A 22,978-nucleotide genomic window follows, 5' to 3' on the forward strand; every position below is an offset into this window, starting at 1 on the left:
GTCCCAGGCTTATTTCGCGCCCGCCGGCAGTTCACGTTCCGGCAGATTGATAGCACCGTTCGCCGCTTCTTCAGCGAACATCTCAGCGGTACGCAGGCCCGCAGCGGTCATGATGTCCAGGTTACCGGCGTACTTCGGCAGGAAGTCGCCCAGGCCCTCTACTTCCATGAACATGGAGACGCGGTTGCCGTCGAAGACCGGGCCGTTAACCAGGCGATAGCCCGGCACGTATTTCTGCACCTCGGCTACCATCTGGTGAACCGACTCGGTGATAGCATCCTGGTTAGGTTCGCCTTCGGTCAGGCAGTGCACTGTGTCACGCATGATCAGCGGCGGCTCGGCCGGGTTGATGATGATGATCGCCTTACCCTTCTTGGCGCCGCCCACCTTCTCCACTGCGCCGGCAGTGGTACGGGTGAACTCGTCGATGTTCTGGCGGGTACCCGGGCCTACGGAACGGGAGGAAACCGTGGCGATGATCTCGCCGTATTCGACCGGCTGAACGCGGGAAACGGCTGCCACCATCGGGATCGTCGCCTGGCCACCGCAGGTCACCATGTTGACGTTCATCTCCAGGTTCTTGGCGTGCGCGGTCAGGTTGACCGGCGGTACACAGAACGGGCCGATCGCGGCCGGCGTCAGATCGACCATGATCACGCCCAGCTCGTTCAGCTTGCGGCTGTTTTCGGCATGGACATAGGCGGATGTGGCATCAAACGCGACACGGATATCGTCTTCGATCACCTTGTCCAAAATGCCATCGACGCCTTCGGCACAGGTTTTGATACCCATTTCACGGGCACGCTTGAGGCCTTCGGATTCAGGATCGATACCCACCATCCAGACCGGCTCGATCCACTCGGAGCGTTGCATTTTCATCAGCAGATCAGTGCCAATGTTGCCGGGGCCGATGATCACGGCATTAAGCTTCTTAGCCATATTGTTCTCACCCATTAATTGATGCTGATAACGCTCTCATGCACATCTGCGTCATAGAGCCGTTGCACATATTCGGCGCGCGTTTCTAGCAGCCGACGCTGATTCAGGTTGCTCTTATCGGTAACTTCACCCTGCTCGAGGGACGGCGGTGTCTCCAGGATCAGCGCACGGCAAACCCGCTGTGCCGAGCCTCTTGCCTGCTTCGCCATCACGACCAGTTCGTTCTCAAGTGCACTGCGCACCGCCGGATTCGCCATCAGTTGGCTTCCGGTCAGCGTGCCGTCCTTGTCGCCGGCCAGCTTGCGCATACCGGGACCCGGCACCAGCATCAGACCCAGGTAGTCCTTGTCGTGGCCGGTGACGACCGCATCGACCACCAGATCGCCCAGGTACTTGTGCACATTGGCGCGGATCGTAGCGACGCAGACCCAGGTACCGGTGCAGAGCTTGAAGTCTTCCGATACGCGACCATCGAAGATGATGCCCCGGGAGGCATCTTCCGGATCCACCAGACGCCCGGCATCACCGATGCGGTAGAAGCCCAGCTCATCAAAGGAAGCCGCGGTGGTTTCGGGGTCGTTGAGATACTCGCTGAACACGTTCGGCCCCTTGATCCGCATCTCCAGCTTGCTGCCGTTGGGCACAAAGCGGATCTGCACGCCGGGAAGTGGGATACCGATGTTGCCAGCCTTCTCAAGGCGCCAATGAACGTTGGTGTTGGCCGGCGCGGTCTCGGTGGAGCCCCATTCGGTAGTGAAGAACACGTCGTTACCGGTCTCTGCGCACATCTCCTTCAACTCATCCCAGATCGGGCCGGGCAGCGCTGCAGCGGCGTAGAACAGCATGTTGACGCTGGAGAAGAAGCTCTGCCTGAAGGCTTCATCTTCACGCAGGTAACCAAGCAGAACTTCAAAGCCCTTGGGCACGTTGAAGTAGAGGTTCGGCTTGATCTCCTTGAGATTGCGCACGCTCTCTTCGATCAGACCCGGTACCGGCTTGCCGTTATCGATATACAGCGTGCCGCCGTTTCTCAGCACCAGGTTGAAGTTATGGTTGGTACCGAAGGTGTGGCTCCACGGCAGCCAGTCGAGCACGCGCGGCGTATCGGTTTCGAGGAAGGTGTAATACTGCGCCACCATCTGCTGGTTGGAGCAGAGCATGCGCTGGGTATTGACCACCACCTTGGGGACGCCGGTGGAGCCGGAGGTCAGCATGTACTTGGCATGGCTTTCCGGCGTCAGCGCGCTGAAGCGCTCGGTTACCGCCTCGCTGGACGGCGTATTGAGCAGCTGCTCAAACGGCAGCACACCGTCGCTCTCCAGGTGATTGCGGGATGAGATAAATGTCTCGACGCCCTGGCAGGCAGCCAGCGCATCGGCGAACTGCAGCGCATCATCGGCGTAGACCGCACAGGGACGCAGCCGCTCAACGATCGACGTCAGCTTTTCGTGGGTTTTGGCCACCAGAGAGTACGCCACGGAGACAGAGGTCACCGGAATGCCGATATGCATGGCCGCCATCATGATCAGCGCGTGATCCACCGAGTTACCGGACAGGATCACCAGCGGACCACGGTCAGCCAGGCCCAAATTCAACAGCCCCTGGGCCACGCGATGCACGGAGTTGCGGAACTCTCGATAGCCCAGTGCGCGCCAGCCTTCTCCCTGGCGCTCGCCGATAAAGATCTGGTCGCCACGCTCTTCAGCCCAGCGCTCCAGCCAGTCGCCGACGCAACGCTCATACGGCTTGAGCTCGGTTTGCGACGCTACAATGAAGGAACCATCTGGCTCTTGGGTTACCGACGTTTGGGTAGCCGGCAGCGAAGCGTAGATATTTTCACCCATAACTTAACCCTTCTTTTTGTACTTGTGGGCTTCTCAGCGCGAAGTGAGTACCAGACGCTCGAGTCCTTCGAAGTCGAAAGCGATCTCACTGTTTGGCGTAATCGGCACCATCGGCGCCATGGCCCCAGACAGCACGATCTGTCCGCGCTTGACCGGCACATCCAGCTCGATGAGCTTTTTCACCAGCCAGTGAGTGGCGTACAGCGGATTACCGAGACAGGCCCGACCGACACCCTTGATCTCGCCCTGAGGCGCACTGATCGTCAGCGGCAGTTCGCCGAAGTCGACGCCGCGCGGGCTGAAGGTTTTGGTACCGATCATGTAACGCGCGGAGGATGCGTTATCCGCGATGGTATCGACGATGCCGATCTTCCAGTCGCGCACCACGGAATCAACGATCTCGATCACCGGGAAAAAGAAGTCGATCTCGGCCTGCAGCTCCATCAGCGTGAGGTCGCTACGGTCGATATCGTTTTTGAATGCGAAGCCGATTTCACCTTCGGCCTTGGGTGCGATCAGGCCGCTGGTATCAAGTACCTCGCCCTGGCGCAGCTCCATATCCGCGAACAGCACACCGTAGTCGGGCTGACCGACGCCGAGCTGCTCCTGAACCGCCTTGGAAGTGAGGCCGATCTTGTAGCCGACCACGCGACCGCCGTCATCAACGCGCGCGGCATTGACCAGCTTCTGAATAGCGTATGCATCATCCATATCGAAGTGGGGGTAAGCACCCGAGATGGGATCGATAGCGCAGGCTTCGGTTCTAGCTTTAATTATCTGCTGCGCAACAGCATTGAACTCTGAACTGGACATTAGAGGTACCTTTCTGACAGCTGGTTGACTCTCTGCAGGGACTCGACAAACTCCTTGTGCATCTCGTCGACGATGTCGAGGCAGCTCTTCACCTCTTTGGTCACGCCCACACCCTGGCCGGCGGACCAGACATCTTTCCAGGCCTTGTTGGCGGTGGAGATATCGCCGGAGAAGTCGATCACCTTGTCGTCGCCCTTGTCGTCCGGGGAGATGCCGCACTTCTCAAGGCTTGCGGTCATCCAGTTAGCCAGCACGCCGCTGACCGCCTTGGTTTCAACCACACCTTCCATGGCGGAATCGACCAGCATCTGTTTGTATTCGTCGCCAGCGAAGCTCTCATCGGCCGCGATAAAGCGGGTACCGGACACCACAAAGTCAGCGCCTGCTGCCAGCATCCCGCCGATATCATCACCGCGGGAGATGCAGCCAGCGATGCCCAGCGGCCCATCCCAGAACTCACGCACTTCGGCGATAAAGGCCAGCGGGTTATAACGGCCGGTATGGCCACCGGCGCCCTGGGTGACCAGAATCAGGCCATCGACACCGGCGGCGATCGATTTTTTCGCCATGGCCGGGGTGATGACATCGGCGTAAACCTGGCCGCCGTAGCCCTTCACCACCTCCATCACCCGAGCCGGGGAACCCAGCGCCGTGGATACGATGGAAGGCTGGTACTTGCGCACCAGTTCGATCTCACGATCGAAGCGGTCGTAGGTGGAGTGCACGATCATGTTGAACAGCCAGGGCAGTCCTTCACCGCTGAGCTCGGCGTGGATCTCGGACATCCACTCATCCAGGGTTTCAACGCTGCGCGCATTGGCCGCAGGCAGGCTGCCAACAACCCCGGCACGTGCTGCAGCGATGGCCAGCTGCGGCGACGATACGAGAAACATGGGTGCCACCAGCAGCGGCAGTCGGGTGGTATCGAAAATACTCATTATTGTTATGCTCCGGTTTATTTCTTATCTAGCGACCCAACCGCCGTCACTGTGAATGACGCAACCGGTGGTCATCGGTGACTGCTCGTTGGAGGCCAGAACAACATAGAAGGCTGTGTGATCAGCAGGCGACGCGATCCGCTTCAGCGGCACCGCATTAGCGGCATTATCGCGGAAGCCCTGGATATGGTTCAGCGGCTGCGCCCGGTCGGAGATTCCTTCCACCGATTTCATCTCGGTGTCGGTCGCTCCCGGAGATACGCCGTTCACCCTGACATCCGGCGCCATCTCGTAGGCCAACTGCTTGATCAGGCCGACCACTGCGTGTTTCGCGGTCACGTAAAGAATACCGCCACCGCCGGGATAGAAGCCGGAGTTGGACACGGTGAGCACCACCGCTCCCTTACTCTTTTTCAGCTCGGCCATCGCGGCACGAACACCGTTCATGTAGCCCATCACGTTAACGTGGAACAGCTTGTCGAAGCTCTCTTCCAGCTGTTCCGGCGCGATCTTGCGCAGCGGTACGAAGTAGTCGAACAGCGCCGCATTGCCGACAAAGATATCCAGCTTACCGAACGCAGCGACCGCTTCGGCCACTGCGCGCTCGTTATCTTCGTAACGGGTTACATCACCGTGCACCGCGATCAGCTCATCCGGGTAGGCGGCTTTCAGCGATTCCAGCTTCTCGGCGTTGATATCGAATACCGCGACCTTGGCGCCCTCAGCGATATAACGCTCCACCACGGCGCGACCGATGCCATCAGCACCACCCGAGACGAGCGCAACTTTGCTTTCTAGCGTTTTCATAGCGCCCTCACAGGAAGGTGTTGATGTTTTTGCAGCTCAGGGTCGCGTTCGGGATCAGGATCAGGCGTTTCTTCAGCTTGAAGCTGCCGCCCTCCTCTACCAGCACGTCGGTACGGCGCCCGTAGATGACATACTCTTCATCCATGCCGCGGCTACGCACGCTCTGAAACACCGAGTGGACCAGGTATTCACCGTCGGTTTCGCCGTAGTACACCTCGATATTGGAGACCTGGTGCACATTACGGGTACCCGGGTTTTCCGCCCAGGCGGAAGGCTGCTGGAAGCGCGCCACACGGCGCTGCAGGTCACGCAGCTTGTCGTCGAAGTAAGCCATGTGATCGCTGGCGTAGAAACCGTGCTCAAGCAGGTTTTCACGGCGACGGTTTTCGATGCCCGGCATCCAGTAGTGGACATCCTCGTGCATCAGCGCCAGCCATTCGTCGAACTTTTCCTCATCCAGCAGGCGGTACTCGCGAGCCAGGAAACAGGACACCTTGTGGTGCTGCTCCATGGATACCGGGCGCAGCTCAACCTGAGTCTCAGTCTGGTTTGCCATGATTATTCAACCTCCGCCTTGCCAACGTTACGATCCGGGATCTCCGACCAGCTCTTCGCATTCAGATGGTCGTACCAGTGCTGGTAGTAGGCACGGGCGTTCGCTTCGTTCAGCTGGCCCTTGTAGACGTTGCCCGGCAGATCGGTCTGTCGCTCAAGGGTGTTCATGCCCAGGCCGATATAGAGATCCTGAGCACCGGTCACCTTGCCCTTGGAGGTCTTGGTGCAGTATTCCCAGTTCTCGCCATCGTCCATCTCGAACACGCCGGTGGGCGAGAAGGTCATCATTGCGCCCTTGCGCCACTTCTCTTTGATATCGTCCGGAGCGCTCTTGTTGACCAGCACCCAGCTGAACAGCTCGATCTTGTTCGGACCGCGCGGCTGCCAGACACGGATGGTGTTCTGCCCCGCCAGGAAGGAGAAGTTCGGGAAGATGGTGCAGGAGGACACCGACGCGACCATGTTGGAGCGGAACTCGCCCAGACGCTCTGCCACAGACGGCTTGATGGTATGGACATACTTGTTCAGCGCACTCTCACCGAGTACCGCCACGTTACCGACGGTATCCAGGGCAAATTCGTAGCCGTGGCCGTTCCAGTTAACGGAGTAGGACTCTTCAAAATCGCTGACCTTGGCCACCGCACCGCCGAGCATGGCACGGGCTGCGGAGTCGTGGGTCCAGCCGGCGTGCAGGATATCGCCGACGAAGTTCTCCGCCGCGATCTTCCAGTTACATTCATAGGTAGAGCGGATGCAGCCACCGGCAAACTCGGTGCCGCCTTCCTGGTTGTCGAACAGCGCATCCAGGTACCAGGTCATCGGACCGAGGTACTCTTTCAGGGTCGGTGCTTCCGGATCGAAGGTGGCGAACACCAGCCCCTTCCAGGAATCGACCTGGGCAACTTCCTTCAGACCCCATTTGGACTTGTCGAAGTCGCTGGCTTCATAGATGCCGGACTCATGCTGACCCACCAGGTTACCGGCGGTGTTAAATGACCAGCCGTGGTAGTTGCAGATAAAGCCACGGGTGCTGCCGGACTCGGCGAAGCAGACCTTGTTGCCACGGTGCGGGCAGGCGTTAAGGAAAACCTTGATGCCACCATCTTTCTGGCGCACGACGATCACTTCGTCTTCACCCATGGTGGTGGTGATGTAGTCACCGGTCTTCGGAATCTGTGATTCGTGGGCGACAAACAGCCAGCAGCGGGCGAAGATTTTCTCCAGCTCCTGCTCGTAAATCGCCTTATCAGAGAAGATCTTGCCGGAGATACGGCCGTTCTCGATATCACAGAATTCGCTCAGATTTTCCAGGCTATCCGTAACGTCTACGGTTTTTATTATGTTGCTCATCAGTCTCTATCCTCTAACCTTTGGCAATCAGAGCCGCATCCGCCGCTTCGACGAGGGCGTAGATTTCATCGCCTTCCACCTCAACCGGGTAGGTGCGCAGATCGATTTCACAGGGGAAACCCATCGCCTTGCCGGTGGGAATATGGAACTGGCCCCAATGCACCGGGCAGACAATCAGATCATCTTCCACATCGCCTTCCGCCAGTGATGCCGTTGCGTGGGTGCACAGATCCGCCGTTGCGTAGTACTGACCACCGAGGTTGTAAACCGCGATATCACCGTGCTCGCTGTTATCGATTTTCTTAACTTCGTTTTCCGCCAGGTCAGATACCTTGCAGAGAAATACCTTATCCATCTCGCCCCTCACGCTACCTTGAGTTCAATGAATCCGAGCCCGGTCACCCACTCCGGCACCGGCTGGTATTCGACCAGATCGGTACTCACCGGATTGACGGCCGCCATGGCACACAGAAAGTTGCGGATCTCCATCGCACCGTTACCACCCTCTTCTAGAATCTCTTCATTGCTCAGAGAGGCCAGGCCATCCATATCCAGGCTGCAGCAGCTGTCGATCACGCGACGGTCGAACGCTTCGTTGACCTTGCCGGACTCCTTGGTACCGACCCAGTGACTGATGCCGCCACTACCGATCACCGCAACCTTGTCATCACCGGCGAAGGCTTCAATCGCCGCATTCATCTGCGCACCCAGCTCACGGGAACGCTCGGTGGTGATGTAGGGGTCCACCGCGCTGGCCAGATACACCGGGATCGCCGCGATGCTGCGACCGCTCAACTCTTCCGCCCGGCGCACGATCAACTGGTGCGGAATAGAGAAAGAGTGATCGGTGGTGAAAGAGCGGGCTACGGACCAGTCAAAACCGTTCTCTGCACCGTGCTCGGCGATAGCCGTCGCCAGCGCTTCGTTGTTCTCGATCTGGCCACGCTTGAGGCCAGGAAGCTGATCCAGCGGACCTTCCAGGTGACCGGTCGCGATGCAGTACTTCGGCAGGCAGGTAGTGCCAAACAGCATGTAGTGATCGTTGCCGACGATGATCACGGTGGTTGCACCACTATCCGCCAGACGCTGAGCGCAGGTTTCAAACGCGCCCCATACCTTTTCGGCTTTGTCTGCGGGCGCCGCATCACCGGCGACAAACATGACCGGATCATGCGGCACCAAAAATCCGCCAACTATCTGTGCCATATCTGCTTACCCCTTGATTGACGCTGAGTACTCGGATTCAGAGCCGAGCTTTTTGTTATAAGAAGACATCTGTCGATCGGGAGACATCTCGATCCAGTAACCCATTGTCAGCATCGGATTCACGCCAACCTCCTGGAGCTTTTTGACGTCAAACTCCAGGATCATGCGGACATCCTCGGCATCCAACGGGAAGCGGCCGAGGAACTTTTCCGGGTTTTCTTTGAATTTTTCTTTTGAGAACCGGTCGATCGACAGGCTCCACAACACCCGTTCCAATACATCTCGTTTCATCAGACTTACCCGCCAATAAAGCTGGTTACGATATTGAGAAACTTCTGTTTCTGTTCCGTCTGCACCCAGTGACCGCACTGTGCAAACACGAAAAGGTCGGCATTGGGAATGTTCTCTGCCAGGGCAAGGCCACACTGCAGCGGCACCACGCCATCCTGACGACCGTGCAGAACCAGGGTCTGGGCCTTAATGTTGCGAACTGCCTTTTCCGGGAACGCCTTGACCATGGTTTCGCCATCTTCAGACGGCTGAGGAATCAGCTTGCGCAGCGCTTCCTGGGCACCGGCACGGGCGCTGGCCTCGTAGCGGGACTGCACCAGTTCATCGGTGATCAGGCTCTTGTCGTAGGGGAAGAGCTCCATCAGCGCACGCATGTTCTCGACGGACGGCTCATACAGCCAGGCGCCAGCCAGGCCCTTGGTCTGTACGAAAGTACCTGCCGGAGTACCCAGCAGCACCAGCTTGTCGAGGCGTTCAGGGTTGAACAGCGCAAGGCCGAGGCCCACAGCACCACCGAAGGAGTTACCCACCAGGGAGGCACGATCGATACCCAGCGCATCCATGAACTCAACCAGGTGGTTCACCCAGAACTTGATGTCGTACTCGGTACCGTCTTTGAACTCGGTAAAACCGAAGCCGGCGATGTCCGGAACGATGACGTGAAAGTTCTCGGCCAACTGGTCCATGACACCACTCCAGTTGGTCCAGCCTGAAACGCCGGGGCCTGAACCATGCAGCAACAGCAGGGGCGCACCCTGGCCACATTCGAAGTAGGCAGTCTCATGACCCGCTGCCTGAACGTACTTGCGATCCGCTTCGACCATCTCTTCCTCCACACTCAACATACACAACTGTATGGCGAATATAATCACCCTATTGATGTGCGTCAATGCCTAGAGGTTTTCGAAAAAACGGTCAGACGGGCGCTTTAAAAACAACGGAAAACCACAAATAAATCTTTATATATCAAATACTTGATAAAAAACAAAAGAACTCATCAGGCTGTATTTTTCTCACCTAATAGATGAATTTTTTTATTTATTTTTTTATCCTGGCCAGACATCCACTGCAAAAGTCCGACAAAAAATACACAGATGTAGCGGGTTAAGGAGATTGTTTTGAGAACATCTATCAGTCGCACCGTCCATACAGGACTGCATTCTCATGAATTTTTCGCAACCGATGGAAAGACGAGAACTCTCGCCCTGATCTTTCCCACCTGGGCGGGTATCAGCGCATTTGAAAGGGCAGTCGCGAAGCGTCTTAACGGCATGGGGCTGGATGCGGTCATTGTCGACTACCACGGCAGTCGCACAGATCTCACCTCCATGGAGGGACGCCAAGAGGCGATGCAAAACCTGGTGGCGGACTTCGAAGCGTTGCGCCAGCATCTGCAGACACTGAAGTCAGAGATCGAGCGGGAGCTTGGCGCCTACGAGAACAAACTTAGCCTGGGCTATTGCCTCGGCGGGCTCTGCACCCTGCAACTCGGGCTTATCGATAGCGAGCTGCGCGCCTCGATCAGCTTCCACGGCCTGCTCTCTTTCCCGAAAGACCTGCCCGCCCTGACGAGCGGATGCCGCTTTTTGATCCTGAACGGCAGCGCCGACCCAATGGTGACGCGCCAGGAGATCGCAGAGACCCTGGACTACTTCGATCAAAACCAGCTCGACATGTCGTTTATCAGCTTCAGCGGAACCGCACATTCGTTCGCAATACCTGGCTCGAACAACCCTGCGGCCGGAGTCTCATACAGCCCTCTCGCGGACCGGCGTTCCTGGCGACTGGCAACCGATCTGATTGCAGAGGTCAGCGAAGCCAACAAGGCCAGTGAAGGAAAAGACGCTTAAGAGGAACCTTCAAGCAGACAGGAGGCGCCACAAATGATCAAGGCCCCAAATACGGCGTACGCTGAGGCCCCGCTTAAACATAAAGTAGGGCCAGGTACGCCTGAAAAGCTGATTTTTTCGCAGGGGTGAAGCACTGCCAGGCAGGGCCAAAACGACAGGGAGTTAACTGAAAAACGCCCGCAGTGCCCGGGCCGTCTCTTCCGGCGCCTCTTCGGGCACAAAGTGACCTGCAGGTAACGCCTCGCCACACAAGTCTTTTGCCCAACGCGCCCAGATCTCCAGCGGCGATGCCTTGCCGACCGCTCCTGCAGCGCCCCAGAGCGCCAGCACCGGCATTTCGAGCTGCCCTTTAGCGAGACTTTCCTGGTCGTGTAAACGGTCAAACAACCAGGCTGCACGGTAGTCGTCGCAGCCCGCTCGAACCACAGCAGGATTCCGGTTACTCAGCAGGTAATCTTCCAGCGCTTCCTCATCGAACTTGAAGCCAGGTTTAACCCAGCGCTGCATCAGGGCGAGCGCAAAACGGTCAGCACGTCCCTCGAGCAGCATCTCCGGCAATGGATAGGGCTGCGCCAGAAAACTCCAGTGAAACATCCCCATAAACGCCTCGCCGCTGGCTGCAAACAGATCCAGCGTGGGTATGATATCGATAACGGCAAGCCGCTTGACCGCCTCCGGATAATCAAACGCCAGCCGGTAAGCCACCCTGGCGCCGCGGTCATGCCCGGCAACATGAAAGGAATCAAAGCCAAGATGCCGCATGGTCGCAAGCTGATCCCGCGCCATCTGCCGTTTGCAGTAAAGCTCCGGTCTGGTCTCATCCAGGGGCTTCTCGGAACGGCCATAACCGCGCAGATCGGGGATCACCAGTGTAAAAGAGCGGGCCAGAACAGGCGCCACTTTCTTCCAGATCATCCGCGTCTGCGGATAGCCGTGCAGCAGCAGTAGCGGCGGCCCCTCTCCGCCCACCAGAGCATCTACGGTTATCCCATCACCAGGTACCTGCACCCGCTCGAAGCCTGCAATCACGCCATCCATTTCCATACGCCCTCCTGAGTATTTTTTCTTACAGGCTAGAGAAATCAGGCCGGCGATCTATACGCTGAGTGAAAGGTTCAGACAGTGAAAAATGGCACATTTCTGAAAACGCAGGATCACCACTGAGGAGGAATTGCACAGACCGGAAAATTCGGGACCAGGGGGTTGGTAAGCGGATCGCAAAGCCACCTTACTGCGAGGTGGCTTTCTCGATAGCGGCCGCTCTTTTTTCCGCTTCTTCGTTCATGTACTCGTTCATCTGCGCACCAAACTCCTTGACCTGCTGAGGTGTCGTCGGCACTTGCGGAGCATCCGGGGATGAAAGCGCGTCGGCCGTTTCGGATGGCTGCACAACACCGGGACCGACCTGCTTGTAAACGAGCAGACCCACCAGCAATACGGCGATCAGTAGGATAACCAGTCTCATCAGCTCTCTCCTGCTAAGGATTCATTACCCTGAAGTTCTCTTGAGCCTTTTCCTCACGTAGATCGATCAGCATCCGCTCGACCCTGCTTCCGCCCACACCGATACGTTGCGGCTCTGTGACTCCGCCCAACATCTGGGCCGCCTGCTGAAATTCGGCCCGAGCAAACTGACTGATCGCCCATACCAATTGCAGCGCAAGATCACGATTACTGCTCGCCTCTTTCTCACGAATAAGCGCCGCACAGCCATCCAGTCCGGCAAGGTTTCCTGTCGCCGCGTAAATACCCGCCACATGCAAGGCAATAAACGGATGCGCCAGCATTCCTTCGAACCGCGCTGCCAGCTCCGCTACCGCTGGAGTCAGCGGCGAGGCTTCTCCCGTTTTCAGATAATCGCGCAGTAAAAAGCCGCCGCAGTCGGCCAGTGTCAGTACCGGGCCGCAGGTGGTGGTTTCCGGGGCGCTGTAACGCTGGTAGCGCTCCCAGGCTTCATCCCGCTTACCCACCTGCCATTCGGCCAATGCCAGATGCCACTGCAGGTGCCCATACAGGGCGCCACCCTCTGCGGTCGCTTTATGCCGATCAAGCCAGGTATGAATAAGAGTCTCGGCCTCATCCGGCACACCCAGATCATGCAGAATGTGAGAATAGCCGTGGATGGTGTAGAGGGAATGAGGCCGCCGTTTCAGCGCCCGCTCCTGAACCTCCCGCCCCTGCGCCGGATCTCCCGCTTCACTGATGGCAAAACCCAAACGCGCCAGGAACGCCCAGTCATCACCCAACGTCGTCTCGGAAGCTTGAAGAATATTTAGAACCCGGGTCAGTTTTTCCGGGCCACCATAGAAAATCAGGTAGCCGGATAGCTGGGAGATGATCAGCAGATCGCCGGGATTAGCAGCAACATAGGCCTCGGTTTGCGCAAGGTTTGCGTAAGGATCGGTCAGCAAACCGATCAGGGCTTCGATATGAGCCCGCTCCCAGGGCGCCGCCTGTTGGGCCAGGAACTGGGCCTTGGCGCGCAGGTCATCAGCCGCAGGATCGTTTCCGTCCTTTGCAAGCATGTAGCGGGCGGTCATAGCCAGTGCGAAACCCGGATCCTGCTCCAGCGCCCTATCGAGCAGCTCTTTAGCGCCGGACTCGGAGCCCAGAATCCGATCTACGGCATCCAGATAATCCTGCGCCGCCTGCTCCGACTCGGTAGTGATCGCCATACCGGTACGCGGATCGTTCATACTTCGAACCTCTGCAGTTAAAGACCAACAGGATGTTAATTGGCTGTACTGGATAGCAGTGTAGTTCCCGTATAGCGGACCGACACCGAGCTGCCACGCCTTTTCAGTGGATTGAGTCCTACCTGCGCAGCAATAAGAGCAACCACTTCAACGCCGCTCCCCATCCTATTTCGACAGGCCTTTTACCTTAACTTCAGGTCAGACGCCCGTTTTCCATAAAAAACATAGGAGTTTGAGTAAAAAGCAATTTTTGGCCTTTCTGCTGATCTTGTCTAAGTTTCATAGGACCCATCATGGAGGACACCCCGCATGGTCAGCAAAGCGTACGCCCCCCTTCTTCTCGGCACTGGTCTTTTCCTTTCCGGCATAGCAGCGGCACAAGACACCGCAGATACCATCTATATGGGTGGTTCCATCCTGACAATCAACGACGCTCAACCCACCGCTGAGGCCGTAGCCGTAAAAGATGGCCAGATTCTAGCAGTCGGTGACCTGGCCGATGTCACCTCGTTTCAGACCGACGCTACTCAACTGATCGACCTGGAAGGCCGTGCACTGCTGCCAGGTTTTGTCGACAGCCATGGTCATGTGGTGATGGGCGGCATTCAGGCCCTGTCAGCTAACCTGCTTGCGCCGCCGGATGGCAAAGTTACCGATATCGCCAGCCTGTAGCAGAGCCTGCGTAACTGGGCTGAAACCAATGCCGAGGCGGTCAAACAGATCGAAATGATCATCGGTTTCGGCTACGACAACGCCCAGCTCAAGGAGCTCAGGCACCCTACCCGCGAGGACTTGGACGCCGTATCCGCCGAATACCCGATAATGATCGTGCACCAGTCAGGCCATCTGGGTGTGGCGAATTCGAAAGCGCTGGAGATGGCCGGCATCAACGCATCCACGGAGAATCCCGCCGGTGGTGTCATTCGCAGGGATAGTAACGGCGAGCCAAACGGCGTGCTGGAAGAGTACGCTTTTTTCACAACGCTGGTGCCGATGCTGTCTGAACTCGGCCCCGAGGGACTCCAGGCCTTTGCCGCGGCCGGTGCAAAGATGTGGGCACAGTTCGGCTATACCACCGCCCAGGATGGCCGCTCTTCCGGCAGCGTCGTTGAGGCGCTGAAAGCGGTAGACCAGGCCGGCAAGCTGCCGATCGACGTTATCGCCTTTCCCGACGTTCTCGAAGCCAAAGACTCCCTGGAAGCCAATGTTTCAAACGACTATACGGGCCATGTTCGGGTGGGCGGCTGCAAACTGACCATTGATGGCTCTCCCCAGGGGTTCACCGCCCTGCGTGACCGCCCCTATTACGACCCCGTGGGCGACTACCCGGAAGGTTATGCCGGCTACGCTGCGGTGACCATGGAGCAGGTACAGGATGCGGTGAACTGGTGCTATCAACATGATATGCAGGTGATCACCCATGCTAATGGCGAGGGCGCATCCGATATGCTGATCGATGCATTGAAGAGTGCGCAGCAGACCTATGGCGACCCGGGTAACCGCCCGGTGCTGATTCACGGTCAGTTCCTGCGTGAGGACCAGGTGGACAGCTACAAGGAGCTGGGCGTGTTTATGTCGCTGTTCCCGATGCACACCTTCTACTGGGGCGACTGGCACCGGGACCACACCGTCGGCCCGGTTAACGCCGAGAACATCTCGCCGACCGGCTGGGTACGTGCACGCGATATGATGTTCGGCTCCCACCATGACGCCCCCGTAGCCTTCCCCGACAGCATGCGAATACTCGATGCCACCGTTACCCGCCGAACCCGTTCCGGCGATATCCTGGGGCCTACGCAACGCGTTGACGTGATGACAGCACTCAAGGCGATGACCCTCTGGCCCGCCTGGCAGCAGTTTGAGGAAAACAGCAAGGGCAGCATCGAGAAAGGCAAGGTCGCCGACTTTGTCATCCTGTCTGCAGACCCGACCGCCATCGACCCGGAAACCCTGGATCAACTCCAGGTACTCATGACCATCAAGGATGGCGAAGTTGTCTATCAGGCCAATGGCGAGATGGCCGCGAACGCACTGCGACGCCCCCCGTTGATTGCGGACCAGGAAAACGCACATCACCTGCTGGACGCCTGGCACCAGGGAGTCAACTGAGCTGGGCCGTTCATTAACCACCCCATAACGAAAAAGGCCGCATAACGCGGCCTTTTTAGTGCACTCGATTTGCAGAGCGGATTAGCCCAAGTTCGTTATCTGATATCGCGTCAATCAGATCAATTGCTTATAGTTCATAACGTTATTGTTTACCGCAAAAGCCCCGCAGGCTACAAGCCCATCGCCTGTTTAATGGATAGAGGGAAACTCTAGCAGGAACGCTATGACACAATATGACTGGCTAAATGAAGATACTGTTCCATCCGAGGAAAGCCTGAACGGCTACCCATCAGCGCTACGCATGCCGCATAACTTCAACCGGAATACGGTAAAAGAAGTACTGAACGGCTTCCTGCTGCGCTCCAACCGTCCGTTTATCATCACCGGCTACACCTCGCTCAAACAGCTGGTTAACTTTATCAGCGAACTGCCAGACAGCTCCTATTTCCAGTTGCTTCTGGGTAATGAACCCAGCCTCTCCAGCGCCAATGCCTATAAACCGATACAGCAATCCTACCCCGAAGAGGTTGAGGCCTACTGGCTGAGCCAGGGGCTCTCACTCCGTCAAAGTCTGGCGCTGGTCAGAACTCTGCAAAAATTTGAGCTGCAAAGAGTGGAGGCTCAGTATCTCGACCTCCCCCATCGTATGCTGCACGCCAAGATCTACTTGGCGGAGGATCATGCAGCGATCGGATCATCGAACTTCTCGTTGAATGGTTTGACACGGAATATCGAAGGGAATGTCTGCTTTAAAAAGCTTGATGATGAACAAAAGAAAAATAGTTGTCCTCGCCGCAAAGACGAGACTGATCGCTATAGCGAGGTCCGCCAGTTTGCCGAAACCCTCTGGGAGGATAAACGCGCCGTCGATTATACCGATACCCTTTATGAGCTACTGAGAAAACTGCTACGTACTGCGACCTGGCCTGAATCCCTGGCACGCGCCTGTGCCGAACTACTGGAAGGACACTGGGCGGACCAGTATATCGACTCTATTACACCGATTAAGAACACGACAATCTGGCCCGCACAACGCCAGGGCGTCGCCCAGGCGCTGTGCGTTCTCGATCAACTAGGGAGTGTGTTACTTGCCGATGCCACCGGCTCAGGCAAAACCCGCCTAGGGTCGGTGCTACTGCGTGCGGTCCACGACCGGATATGGAAAAAGGGCCGCGCCCGGAACAGTGCATACACGACGCTGATCTGTCCACCGGGTGTGCGGCATAACTGGCTGCAAGAAACGACACTGCATGGTCTGCAGATACAACCCTACTCTCAGGGGCTCCTCAGTGGAAGCAAGGATAAAGGGGATGCGCAGTTGGTCGACCTGTCACTGAAACAGTCTCAGATTCTCTGTGTCGATGAAGCCCATAACTACCTGAACGAAAGCTCCAACCGCACCCGTTTTCTGCTTCGCAACATGGCCGATCATGTCATCCTGCAAACGGCTACACCGATCAACAAGGGACAGAGCGATTTGCTCTCGCTGATCAATATTTTAGGCGCTGACAACTTCGACCCGGCCAGTATCAAAGCCTTCAACCATTATCTGCAAAAAGCTAACAAAGACCCTGCGCTGAAGGAAGAGCACCTTAAAAAACTAAAAAAGGAGATCAGTCGTTTTACTATCCGGCGCACAAAGGCGGATTTCAACGCGCTAATCGATCGCGCACCGCTCGACTATACCGATGAATACCAACGTCCGTGCCGTTACCCTAAACATAATCCCTGCTCTTTCTCCACAGGAGAGTCTGATCAGGCGATCTCAATTGCCGAAGAGGTCCGCAGGCTGGCTCAGAGCCTGACAGGCATCGGCTACATCAAACGAAAAATCGCCGTTCCGCAGCATCTGAAAGATCAGTTTTCGACCAAGGAGCTGATCGACTGGCGCCTAGCCATCGCAAAGGCTGCAGCGATTTATCAGATAATGTCCCACCTTCGCTCCTCAAGAAAAGCCGCCCTGGCCCACATCGAAGGGGGAATGGAGCCGCACGCAGATCACAAAGGAATCATTCACGAACTGAAGAAAGCAGCAGGCACCCCACCGGGGTGCGCTGCCGAGATAGCGGAAAACGATATTCCGGCCTGGATCCATGATTCCAAGGCCCACAAATCCGCGTCGCTTGAAGAGCTGCAAAGATACGAAGAGATTTGCCACCTATTGAACCGCATGGATGCCAGCCGCGAATCGACAAAAGCCAGAGTACTGACAGATCTGATACAGCGGAATGGCCATCAAATCGTATTGGCATTCGACCGACACCCGGTCACTCTATTCAATCTCAAGGCGCATATAACCGAGATTGCCCCCGATATTGAAGTCATCATCGCCACCGGGAAAGTCGGAAATAAGCTCAAAATTCAACTCGAAGAACGGCTGAAGCCTAAACCCTGCGAGGAAGATAAACACCCGCTGATCGTACTGTGCTCGGACGCCATGTCCGAAGGACTCAACTTCCAAAGAGCTTCGGCCGTTGTAAACCTGGATATGCCCTCTGTTGTGCGCCTGCTCGAACAGCGTGTGGGACGCATAGACCGTATGAACAGTCTTCACGAGCGTATCGATGTTTACTGGCCGGATGATTCCAAGGCCTTTGCCCTGAGATCCGATGACAAGCTGATCGAACGCCATGGCACGGTAGAAACTCTGCTCGGCTCAAATGTTCCTCTGCCTGACATTCTAAAACGCCAGGGTAGCCAGCCCGAAGATTACCGCGCTATCGTTGATGAACACGCCAGGCATGCGGATGACTGGGATGAAATAGAGGACGCTTTCACGACTGTCAGAGCGTTAATTGGTTCTGAAGGTCTGGTTGATCAAGCTCAGTACGAACAGATCGCAAAACACGAGAGCGAAATTCAGGTTCAGCTCACCATCATCAATGACCCCAAACCCTGGGTCTTCTTCTGCATCAAAGGCAGTGACTTCAGCGCACCCAAATGGGTAATGTTTGAAGATGGTCAGCCGGGATTCCTCACGGACTTCGAGCAGATCTCGCAAAAACTATTGGCTCGACTCAAGGGGCTGCCCGCACAGTCCGAACCGATCGACCCCGAGACGCAGAAGCTGCTGGATGGCTACCTGGACAGAGTCGCCAGCATGGAAAGAACACTTCTCCCAAAGCGAAAGCAGGTCGCCCTGACGGAGATGGAAGCCGTGCTCAAGGCCTATCGTCAGGATGAGTCACTGGGGCGGCTTGATCGCGAGTACCTGGATATCTGGCTTAGGGTACTTTCCTCACCGCTGAGCCGGGAAGCATCCATTGACTGGAGCAGCATTGCCGATCACTGGCTGGATCTGATCAGACCACACTGGTATGCAGAGCTTGAATCAGGAAGGCGAAAGCGGGCGATTCTGCTCAGAGACATTCGCACAAGGTTAATCGAAGATCCCATACCCATTCAGAAAATAAGGGCAGCACTGCCGGCTGTACCTTATGCCAAAGCGATAGAGAGCAGGATTGTTGCCTGCATTATTACGAAGGCAGAGTCAGATTGAAATATGGATAGGCTGCAAACAGCCAGCTCTGTCATCCAAACAAGCATCAGAGAAGAATGTCAATCTAATCCAGTTTTAAAGCAAAAAGGCCGCAATTGCGGCCTTTACAATGTACTTGAGTCGATTGGATCAAGCTGCCTGGCTAAGCAGCTTTTCAGCTGCCAGCTTGGCAGCCGGGTGCAGCTCTTCGCCGCCCTGCTCTGTGTACTCGCCCAGCATCTGCTTCATCCGGCGTGACCAGAACTTCTGAACATGGCCGGCGATCATCTCTGCAACGGCGTTTTCATCGCCGGCGCTGATGTTGTTGATAGCGATCTGGTTGATCATCTGGACCAGTCGGTCCATTTCACTCTGCGACATTATTTTGCTCTCGCTAAGCTAATTTGTTCTTCGGTTATACCGCTCTGAGCGGCCGCGCTGGTGGTATAGACCACGTGGCGTCCGGTGCGGGCAAAGCCTACCAGGTTCATACCGGCCATCGATGCATGCTCCACGGCCAGTGCGGTAGGGGCCGATACGGCCACCAGCGTCGAGATACCCATGGCATTGCACTTGTTGACCATCTCGTAACTGGCACGGCTGGAGATCAGGACGAAGCTATCCTCATTAGCAGGATAATCATCGCGATCTTCTGCACGGGCGCCGATCAGCTTGTCCAGTGCGTTATGACGACCCACATCTTCTCTGAGCAGCAGGATATTGCCACCCAGATCACACAGAGCCGCGCCATGCACCGCGCCGGTGACGGACTGCAGCGGCTGATTCTGCCGCAGCTGCGCCAGGGCGTTTTCAATGCTCTCACCGTCTGGCAACGCCAGTGCCGGCACAGGCTTGGGCGTGGCCACCGCCTGCTGCAGCGACTCGGCACCGCAGAGGCCGCAGCCGGTGCGCCCGGCCAGGTTACGGCGATGCTCCTTGAGCTTTGCAAAGCACTCGCTGGCGATCTCGATATGCAGCTCGATGCCCAGTTTCTGCGGTACCTGCTCCACACCGTAGAGTTGCTCCGGCCGCTCGATGATCCCTTCCGACAGGCTGAAACCCAGCGCAAAGTCTTCCAGGTCCATCGGGCTTGCCATCATCACCACATGGGAGAGGCCGTTGTAAACCAATGCTACCGCGACCTCTTCCGCCAGCAGGTCCTGAGCCGTTACCGACTCAGTACCCCGACGCTGCGTGACCCTGAACGCTTTGCGGCCCGGGTTGGCGCTCATTACTGAGCTTCCGCCGCCGCGGCAGCCGCTTCCTTGAGGAAGCTCTGCTGACGTTCGTGGTTGTCGTGGAAGTTCTTCTGCCATTCAGACGGCTGAGTCACTTTCTCGACCTGCACCGCGGTCACCTTGTACTCCGGACAGTTGGTTGCCCAGTCGGAGTTATCGGTAGTGATCACGTTGGCGCCACTGTGTGGGTGGTGGAAGGTGGTGTAGACCACGCCCGGCTGCATGCGCTCGCTGACGAGGGCGCGCAGTACGGTATGACCTGCACGGCTGGAGATACCCAGCCAGTCGCCATCCTTGATACCACGCTCTTCGGCGTCGTGCGGATGCACTTCCAAGATATCCTCGTCATGCCAGGCCTGGTTGTCGGTACGACGGGTCTGTGCACCGACGTTGTACTGGCTGAGAATACGGCCGGTGGTCAGCAGCAGCGGGTAGCGGCGGCTTGAGCGCTCGGTGGTAGCCACGAACTCGGTAATCGCGAAGTGAGCCTTGCCATCGCCGATCGGGAAGTTTTCCACGTGCATGATCGGTGAACCCACCGGATGCTCGTCGTTACACGGCCACTGCAGGCTGCCTTCCTGTTCCAGTTTTTCGTAGCTGACGTTCTTGAAGCTCGGCGTCAGGCTGGCGATCTCGTCCATGATCTCGGACGGATGACTGTAGTTCATCGGGTAGCCCAGGGCGTTGGACAGCTCGACGGTCACTTCCCAGTCTTCCTTACCGGCGATCGGCGGCATCACCTTGCGAACGCGGTTGATACGGCGCTCGGCGTTGGTGAAGGTGCCGTTCTTCTCAAGGAAGGTGGAGCCCGGCAGCAGCACGTGTGCGAACTTGGCGGTCTCGTTAAGGAAGATATCCTGCACGATCAGGCAGTCCAGCGCGCGCAGCGCCTGTTCGACGTGCTGGGTGTTCGGGTCGGACTGAGCGATATCCTCGCCCTGTACGTACATGGCGCGGAATTGACCGGCGATAGCGGCATCGAACATGTTCGGGATACGCAGGCCCGGCTCATGATCGATCTCCACACCCCAGACCGCTTCAAAGCGGCCACGGGCAACCGGATCAGCCACGTGCTGGTAGCCCGGCAACTCGTGCGGGAAGGAGCCCATATCGCAGGATCCCTGCACGTTGTTCTGACCACGCAACGGGTTAACACCCACACCTTCACGGCCGATGTTGCCGGTGGCCAGCGCCAGGTTGGCGATACCCATCACCATGGTGGAACCCTGGCTGTGCTCGGTCACGCCCAGACCGTAATAGATCGCGGCGTTGCCGGCGGTCGCGTAGGTACGTGCAGCCTGACGGATGTCGGCAGCAGCCACACCGGTTACCGCTTCCATATGCTCTGGTGAATGACGCTCGTCGGAGATGAAGTCACGCCATTTGCTGTAGGCATCGCCTTCACAGCGGCTGGCAATGAATTCCTTGTCTTCCAGACCTTCGGTAACCACCACGTGTGCCAGGGCGTTGACCAGGGCCACGTTGGTACCCGGGCGCAGCGGCAGGTGCATGGAGTCGTTCAGGTGCGGCGTATCCAGCAGGTCGATATGACGCGGGTCCGCCACGATCAGGCTGGCGCCTTCACGCAGGCGACGGCGCATCAGAGAACCGAATACCGGGTGCGCGTCAGTCGGGTTGGCACCGATCACCAGCACGCAGTCGGACTGCATCACGGAATCGAACGTCTGGGTACCGGCGGACTCACCCAGAGTCTGCTTCAGACCATAGCCGGTGGGGCTGTGGCAGACGCGGGCACAGGTATCGGTGTTGTTGTTACCGAAACCGGCACGGATCAGTTTCTGTACCAGGTAGGTTTCTTCGTTGGTGCAGCGAGATGAGGTGATACCACCGATACTCTCGCGACCGTGTTCAGCCTGGATCTCTTTCAGGCGACGAGCGGCGAAGCCAATAGCCTCTTCCCAGCTGACCTCTTTCCACGGCTGATCGATAGAATCACGGATCATCGGCGCGCGGATACGGTCTTTGTGAGTCGCGTAACCAAAGGCGAAACGGCCCTTGACGCAGGAATGCCCGTGGTTCGCTTCACCGCCCTTGTAAGGCACCATGCGGACGACCTGATCGCCCTTCATTTCGGCCTTGAACGAGCAGCCCACACCGCAGTATGCGCAGGTAGTGACAACGCTGTGCTCCGGCTGCCCCATCTCGATGACGGAGTTTTCCATCAGCGTGGCAGTCGGGCAGGCCTGGACACAGGCACCGCAGGAAACACACTCGGAGTCGAGGAAGTCTTCGTTCTGACCGGCAGCGACCTTGGAGTCGAAACCGCGGCCATCGATGGTCAGTGCGAAGGTACCCTGAACTTCGGAGCAGGCACGCACGCAGCGTGAGCAGACGATGCACTTGCTGGCATCGAAGGTGAAGTACGGGTTGGAGGTATCTTTCGGCGCATCCAGATGGTTCTCGCCATCAAAGCCGTAGCGCACTTCACGCAGGCCGACAGCACCCGCCATATCCTGCAGCTCGCAATCGCCGTTGGCAGGACAGGTCAAACAGTCCAGCGGGTGATCGGAGATGTACAGCTCCATGATGTTACGACGTAGCTTGGCGAGCTTTTCGTTCTGGGTGGTCACCTTCATGCCGGCTTCGGCCGGCGTGGTGCAGGACGCCGGCGTGCCGCGACGACCTTCGATCTGCACTGCGCAGATACGGCAGGAACCGAAAGACTCCAGGTTATCGGTGGCACACAGCTTCGGAATGTTGATATCGGCCAGCGCGGCAGCGCGCATGACAGAGGTGCCTTCCGGCACGCTGATCTCAACGCCGTCGATCTCCAGGGTCACCAGTTTTTCGCTCAGTGACGCCGGGGTACCGTAGTCTTTGTTCGGATCAAAATGCTGCAACAT

General features: G+C 57.4%; 19 protein-coding genes and 1 pseudogene. 3 read left to right on the plus strand and 17 right to left on the minus strand.

The annotated features are described in order from the left end of the window. Positions 1–9 precede the first annotated feature (9 nt). From C4S72_RS14525 to C4S72_RS14575, 11 genes are read right to left on the minus strand one after another with little or no spacing between them, the layout of a single operon-like run. The gene (locus tag C4S72_RS14525) at positions 10–939 is read right to left on the minus strand and encodes an acetaldehyde dehydrogenase (acetylating) (protein ID WP_104004374.1); all 930 of its coding nucleotides are present in this window, start codon (positions 937–939) and stop codon (positions 10–12) included. A 14-nt stretch (positions 940–953) separates the two neighbouring features. Continuing rightward, complete coding sequence (locus tag C4S72_RS14530) at positions 954–2,783, minus strand: feruloyl-CoA synthase (protein WP_104003900.1); 1,830 nt, start codon at positions 2,781–2,783, stop codon at positions 954–956. Between the two features lie 33 nt (positions 2,784–2,816). Beyond that, complete coding sequence (locus tag C4S72_RS14535) at positions 2,817–3,596, minus strand: 2-keto-4-pentenoate hydratase (protein WP_104003901.1); 780 nt, start codon at positions 3,594–3,596, stop codon at positions 2,817–2,819. Then, positions 3,596–4,534, minus strand: coding sequence for an NAD(P)H-dependent flavin oxidoreductase (locus C4S72_RS14540; protein WP_104003902.1), 939 nt, complete (start codon positions 4,532–4,534; stop codon positions 3,596–3,598). Before C4S72_RS14540 ends, C4S72_RS14535 begins: the two co-directional genes overlap by 1 nt. Positions 4,535–4,558: 24 nt before the next feature. After that, on the minus strand, positions 4,559–5,341 hold the full coding sequence (gene hcaB / locus C4S72_RS14545; protein WP_104003903.1) for a 3-(cis-5,6-dihydroxycyclohexa-1,3-dien-1-yl)propanoate dehydrogenase: 783 nt from the start codon (positions 5,339–5,341) through the stop codon (positions 4,559–4,561). Between the two features lie 7 nt (positions 5,342–5,348). Next, complete coding sequence (locus C4S72_RS14550) at positions 5,349–5,897, minus strand: 3-phenylpropionate/cinnamic acid dioxygenase subunit beta (RefSeq protein ID WP_104003904.1); 549 nt, start codon at positions 5,895–5,897, stop codon at positions 5,349–5,351. Positions 5,898–5,899: 2 nt separating this feature from the next. Beyond that, positions 5,900–7,246, minus strand: a complete 1,347-nt coding sequence (locus C4S72_RS14555) for an aromatic ring-hydroxylating oxygenase subunit alpha (RefSeq protein ID WP_104003905.1) — start codon at positions 7,244–7,246, stop codon at positions 5,900–5,902. A gap of 13 nt (positions 7,247–7,259) precedes the next feature. Beyond that, the gene (locus C4S72_RS14560; protein ID WP_104003906.1) at positions 7,260–7,601 is read right to left on the minus strand and encodes a non-heme iron oxygenase ferredoxin subunit; all 342 of its coding nucleotides are present in this window, start codon (positions 7,599–7,601) and stop codon (positions 7,260–7,262) included. 8 nt (positions 7,602–7,609) lie between these two features. Then, positions 7,610–8,452 carry a DODA-type extradiol aromatic ring-opening family dioxygenase gene (locus C4S72_RS14565; protein WP_104003907.1) on the minus strand — a complete coding sequence of 281 codons (843 nt, stop codon included), beginning with the start codon at positions 8,450–8,452 and terminating at the stop codon, positions 7,610–7,612. Positions 8,453–8,458: 6 nt separating this feature from the next. Beyond that, a complete protein-coding gene (locus C4S72_RS14570; RefSeq protein WP_104003908.1) occupies positions 8,459–8,743 on the minus strand; it encodes an extradiol ring-cleavage dioxygenase in 285 nt (94 codons plus the stop codon). Between the two features lie 5 nt (positions 8,744–8,748). Continuing rightward, entirely contained in the window at positions 8,749–9,588 is an 840-nt protein-coding gene (locus C4S72_RS14575) for an alpha/beta fold hydrolase (protein ID WP_200826792.1), read from the minus strand. 273 nt (positions 9,589–9,861) lie between these two features. Here C4S72_RS14575 and C4S72_RS14580 point away from each other — a divergent pair, with 273 nt between their 5' ends. Continuing rightward, a complete protein-coding gene (locus tag C4S72_RS14580) occupies positions 9,862–10,593 on the plus strand; it encodes a dienelactone hydrolase family protein (RefSeq protein ID WP_160115524.1) in 732 nt (243 codons plus the stop codon). Between the two features lie 162 nt (positions 10,594–10,755). Here C4S72_RS14580 and C4S72_RS14585 read toward each other — a convergent pair whose 3' ends face one another. From C4S72_RS14585 to C4S72_RS14595, 3 genes are all read right to left on the minus strand, one after another. Further along, positions 10,756–11,637, minus strand: coding sequence for an alpha/beta fold hydrolase (locus C4S72_RS14585; RefSeq protein ID WP_104003910.1), 882 nt, complete (start codon positions 11,635–11,637; stop codon positions 10,756–10,758). Positions 11,638–11,821: 184 nt separating this feature from the next. Continuing rightward, positions 11,822–12,058 carry a hypothetical protein gene (locus tag C4S72_RS14590; RefSeq protein WP_104003911.1) on the minus strand — a complete coding sequence of 79 codons (237 nt, stop codon included), beginning with the start codon at positions 12,056–12,058 and terminating at the stop codon, positions 11,822–11,824. 13 nt (positions 12,059–12,071) lie between these two features. Beyond that, positions 12,072–13,289, minus strand: a complete 1,218-nt coding sequence (locus tag C4S72_RS14595; protein ID WP_200826793.1) for a hypothetical protein — start codon at positions 13,287–13,289, stop codon at positions 12,072–12,074. A gap of 402 nt (positions 13,290–13,691) precedes the next feature. Here C4S72_RS14595 and C4S72_RS14600 point away from each other — a divergent pair. Together C4S72_RS14600 and C4S72_RS14605 are read left to right on the plus strand one after the other, a co-directional pair. Beyond that, positions 13,692–15,398: pseudogene (locus C4S72_RS14600) on the plus strand (amidohydrolase). 223 nt (positions 15,399–15,621) lie between these two features. Beyond that, positions 15,622–18,897, plus strand: coding sequence for an SNF2-related protein (locus C4S72_RS14605; protein ID WP_104003912.1), 3,276 nt, complete (start codon positions 15,622–15,624; stop codon positions 18,895–18,897). 129 nt (positions 18,898–19,026) lie between these two features. On the opposite strand, the gene C4S72_RS14610 is transcribed toward C4S72_RS14605, so the two are convergent. Genes C4S72_RS14610 through fdhF form a run of 3 tightly spaced genes read right to left on the minus strand, consistent with a single transcriptional unit; the run spans position 19,027 to position 22,978 of the window. Beyond that, complete coding sequence (locus C4S72_RS14610) at positions 19,027–19,257, minus strand: formate dehydrogenase subunit delta (protein WP_104003913.1); 231 nt, start codon at positions 19,255–19,257, stop codon at positions 19,027–19,029. Beyond that, positions 19,257–20,108 (minus strand): formate dehydrogenase accessory sulfurtransferase FdhD, encoded by an 852-nt coding sequence (gene fdhD / locus C4S72_RS14615; protein WP_104003914.1) that lies wholly within the window; start codon positions 20,106–20,108, stop codon positions 19,257–19,259. Before fdhD ends, C4S72_RS14610 begins: the two co-directional genes overlap by 1 nt. Continuing rightward, positions 20,108–22,978 carry a formate dehydrogenase subunit alpha gene (gene fdhF / locus C4S72_RS14620; RefSeq protein ID WP_104003915.1) on the minus strand — a complete coding sequence of 957 codons (2,871 nt, stop codon included), beginning with the start codon at positions 22,976–22,978 and terminating at the stop codon, positions 20,108–20,110. Before fdhF ends, fdhD begins: the two co-directional genes overlap by 1 nt.

Source organism: Marinobacterium lutimaris (assembly GCF_900108065.1).
GTDB lineage: Bacteria > Pseudomonadota > Gammaproteobacteria > Pseudomonadales > Balneatricaceae > Marinobacterium_D > Marinobacterium_D lutimaris.

Bases quoted from the DNA above. Each gene is read 5' to 3' on its own strand.
- C4S72_RS14525 (WP_104004374.1), bottom strand. From the start codon at position 939: ATGGCTAAGAAGCTTAATGCCGTGATCATCGGCCCCGGCAACATTGGC.
- C4S72_RS14530 (WP_104003900.1), bottom strand. From the start codon at position 2,783: ATGGGTGAAAATATCTACGCTTCGCTGCCGGCTACCCAAACGTCGGTA.
- C4S72_RS14535 (WP_104003901.1), bottom strand. From the start codon at position 3,596: ATGTCCAGTTCAGAGTTCAATGCTGTTGCGCAGCAGATAATTAAAGCT.
- C4S72_RS14540 (WP_104003902.1), bottom strand. From the start codon at position 4,534: ATGAGTATTTTCGATACCACCCGACTGCCGCTGCTGGTGGCACCCATG.
- hcaB (WP_104003903.1), bottom strand. From the start codon at position 5,341: ATGAAAACGCTAGAAAGCAAAGTTGCGCTCGTCTCGGGTGGTGCTGAT.
- C4S72_RS14550 (WP_104003904.1), bottom strand. From the start codon at position 5,897: ATGGCAAACCAGACTGAGACTCAGGTTGAGCTGCGCCCGGTATCCATG.
- C4S72_RS14555 (WP_104003905.1), bottom strand. From the start codon at position 7,246: ATGAGCAACATAATAAAAACCGTAGACGTTACGGATAGCCTGGAAAAT.
- C4S72_RS14560 (WP_104003906.1), bottom strand. From the start codon at position 7,601: ATGGATAAGGTATTTCTCTGCAAGGTATCTGACCTGGCGGAAAACGAA.
- C4S72_RS14565 (WP_104003907.1), bottom strand. From the start codon at position 8,452: ATGGCACAGATAGTTGGCGGATTTTTGGTGCCGCATGATCCGGTCATG.
- C4S72_RS14570 (WP_104003908.1), bottom strand. From the start codon at position 8,743: ATGAAACGAGATGTATTGGAACGGGTGTTGTGGAGCCTGTCGATCGAC.
- C4S72_RS14575 (WP_200826792.1), bottom strand. From the start codon at position 9,588: ATGTTGAGTGTGGAGGAAGAGATGGTCGAAGCGGATCGCAAGTACGTT.
- C4S72_RS14585 (WP_104003910.1), bottom strand. From the start codon at position 11,637: ATGGAAATGGATGGCGTGATTGCAGGCTTCGAGCGGGTGCAGGTACCT.
- C4S72_RS14590 (WP_104003911.1), bottom strand. From the start codon at position 12,058: ATGAGACTGGTTATCCTACTGATCGCCGTATTGCTGGTGGGTCTGCTC.
- C4S72_RS14595 (WP_200826793.1), bottom strand. From the start codon at position 13,289: ATGAACGATCCGCGTACCGGTATGGCGATCACTACCGAGTCGGAGCAG.
- C4S72_RS14605 (WP_104003912.1), top strand. From the start codon at position 15,622: ATGACACAATATGACTGGCTAAATGAAGATACTGTTCCATCCGAGGAA.
- C4S72_RS14610 (WP_104003913.1), bottom strand. From the start codon at position 19,257: ATGTCGCAGAGTGAAATGGACCGACTGGTCCAGATGATCAACCAGATC.
- fdhD (WP_104003914.1), bottom strand. From the start codon at position 20,108: ATGAGCGCCAACCCGGGCCGCAAAGCGTTCAGGGTCACGCAGCGTCGG.
- fdhF (WP_104003915.1), bottom strand. From the start codon at position 22,978: ATGTTGCAGCATTTTGATCCGAACAAAGACTACGGTACCCCGGCGTCA.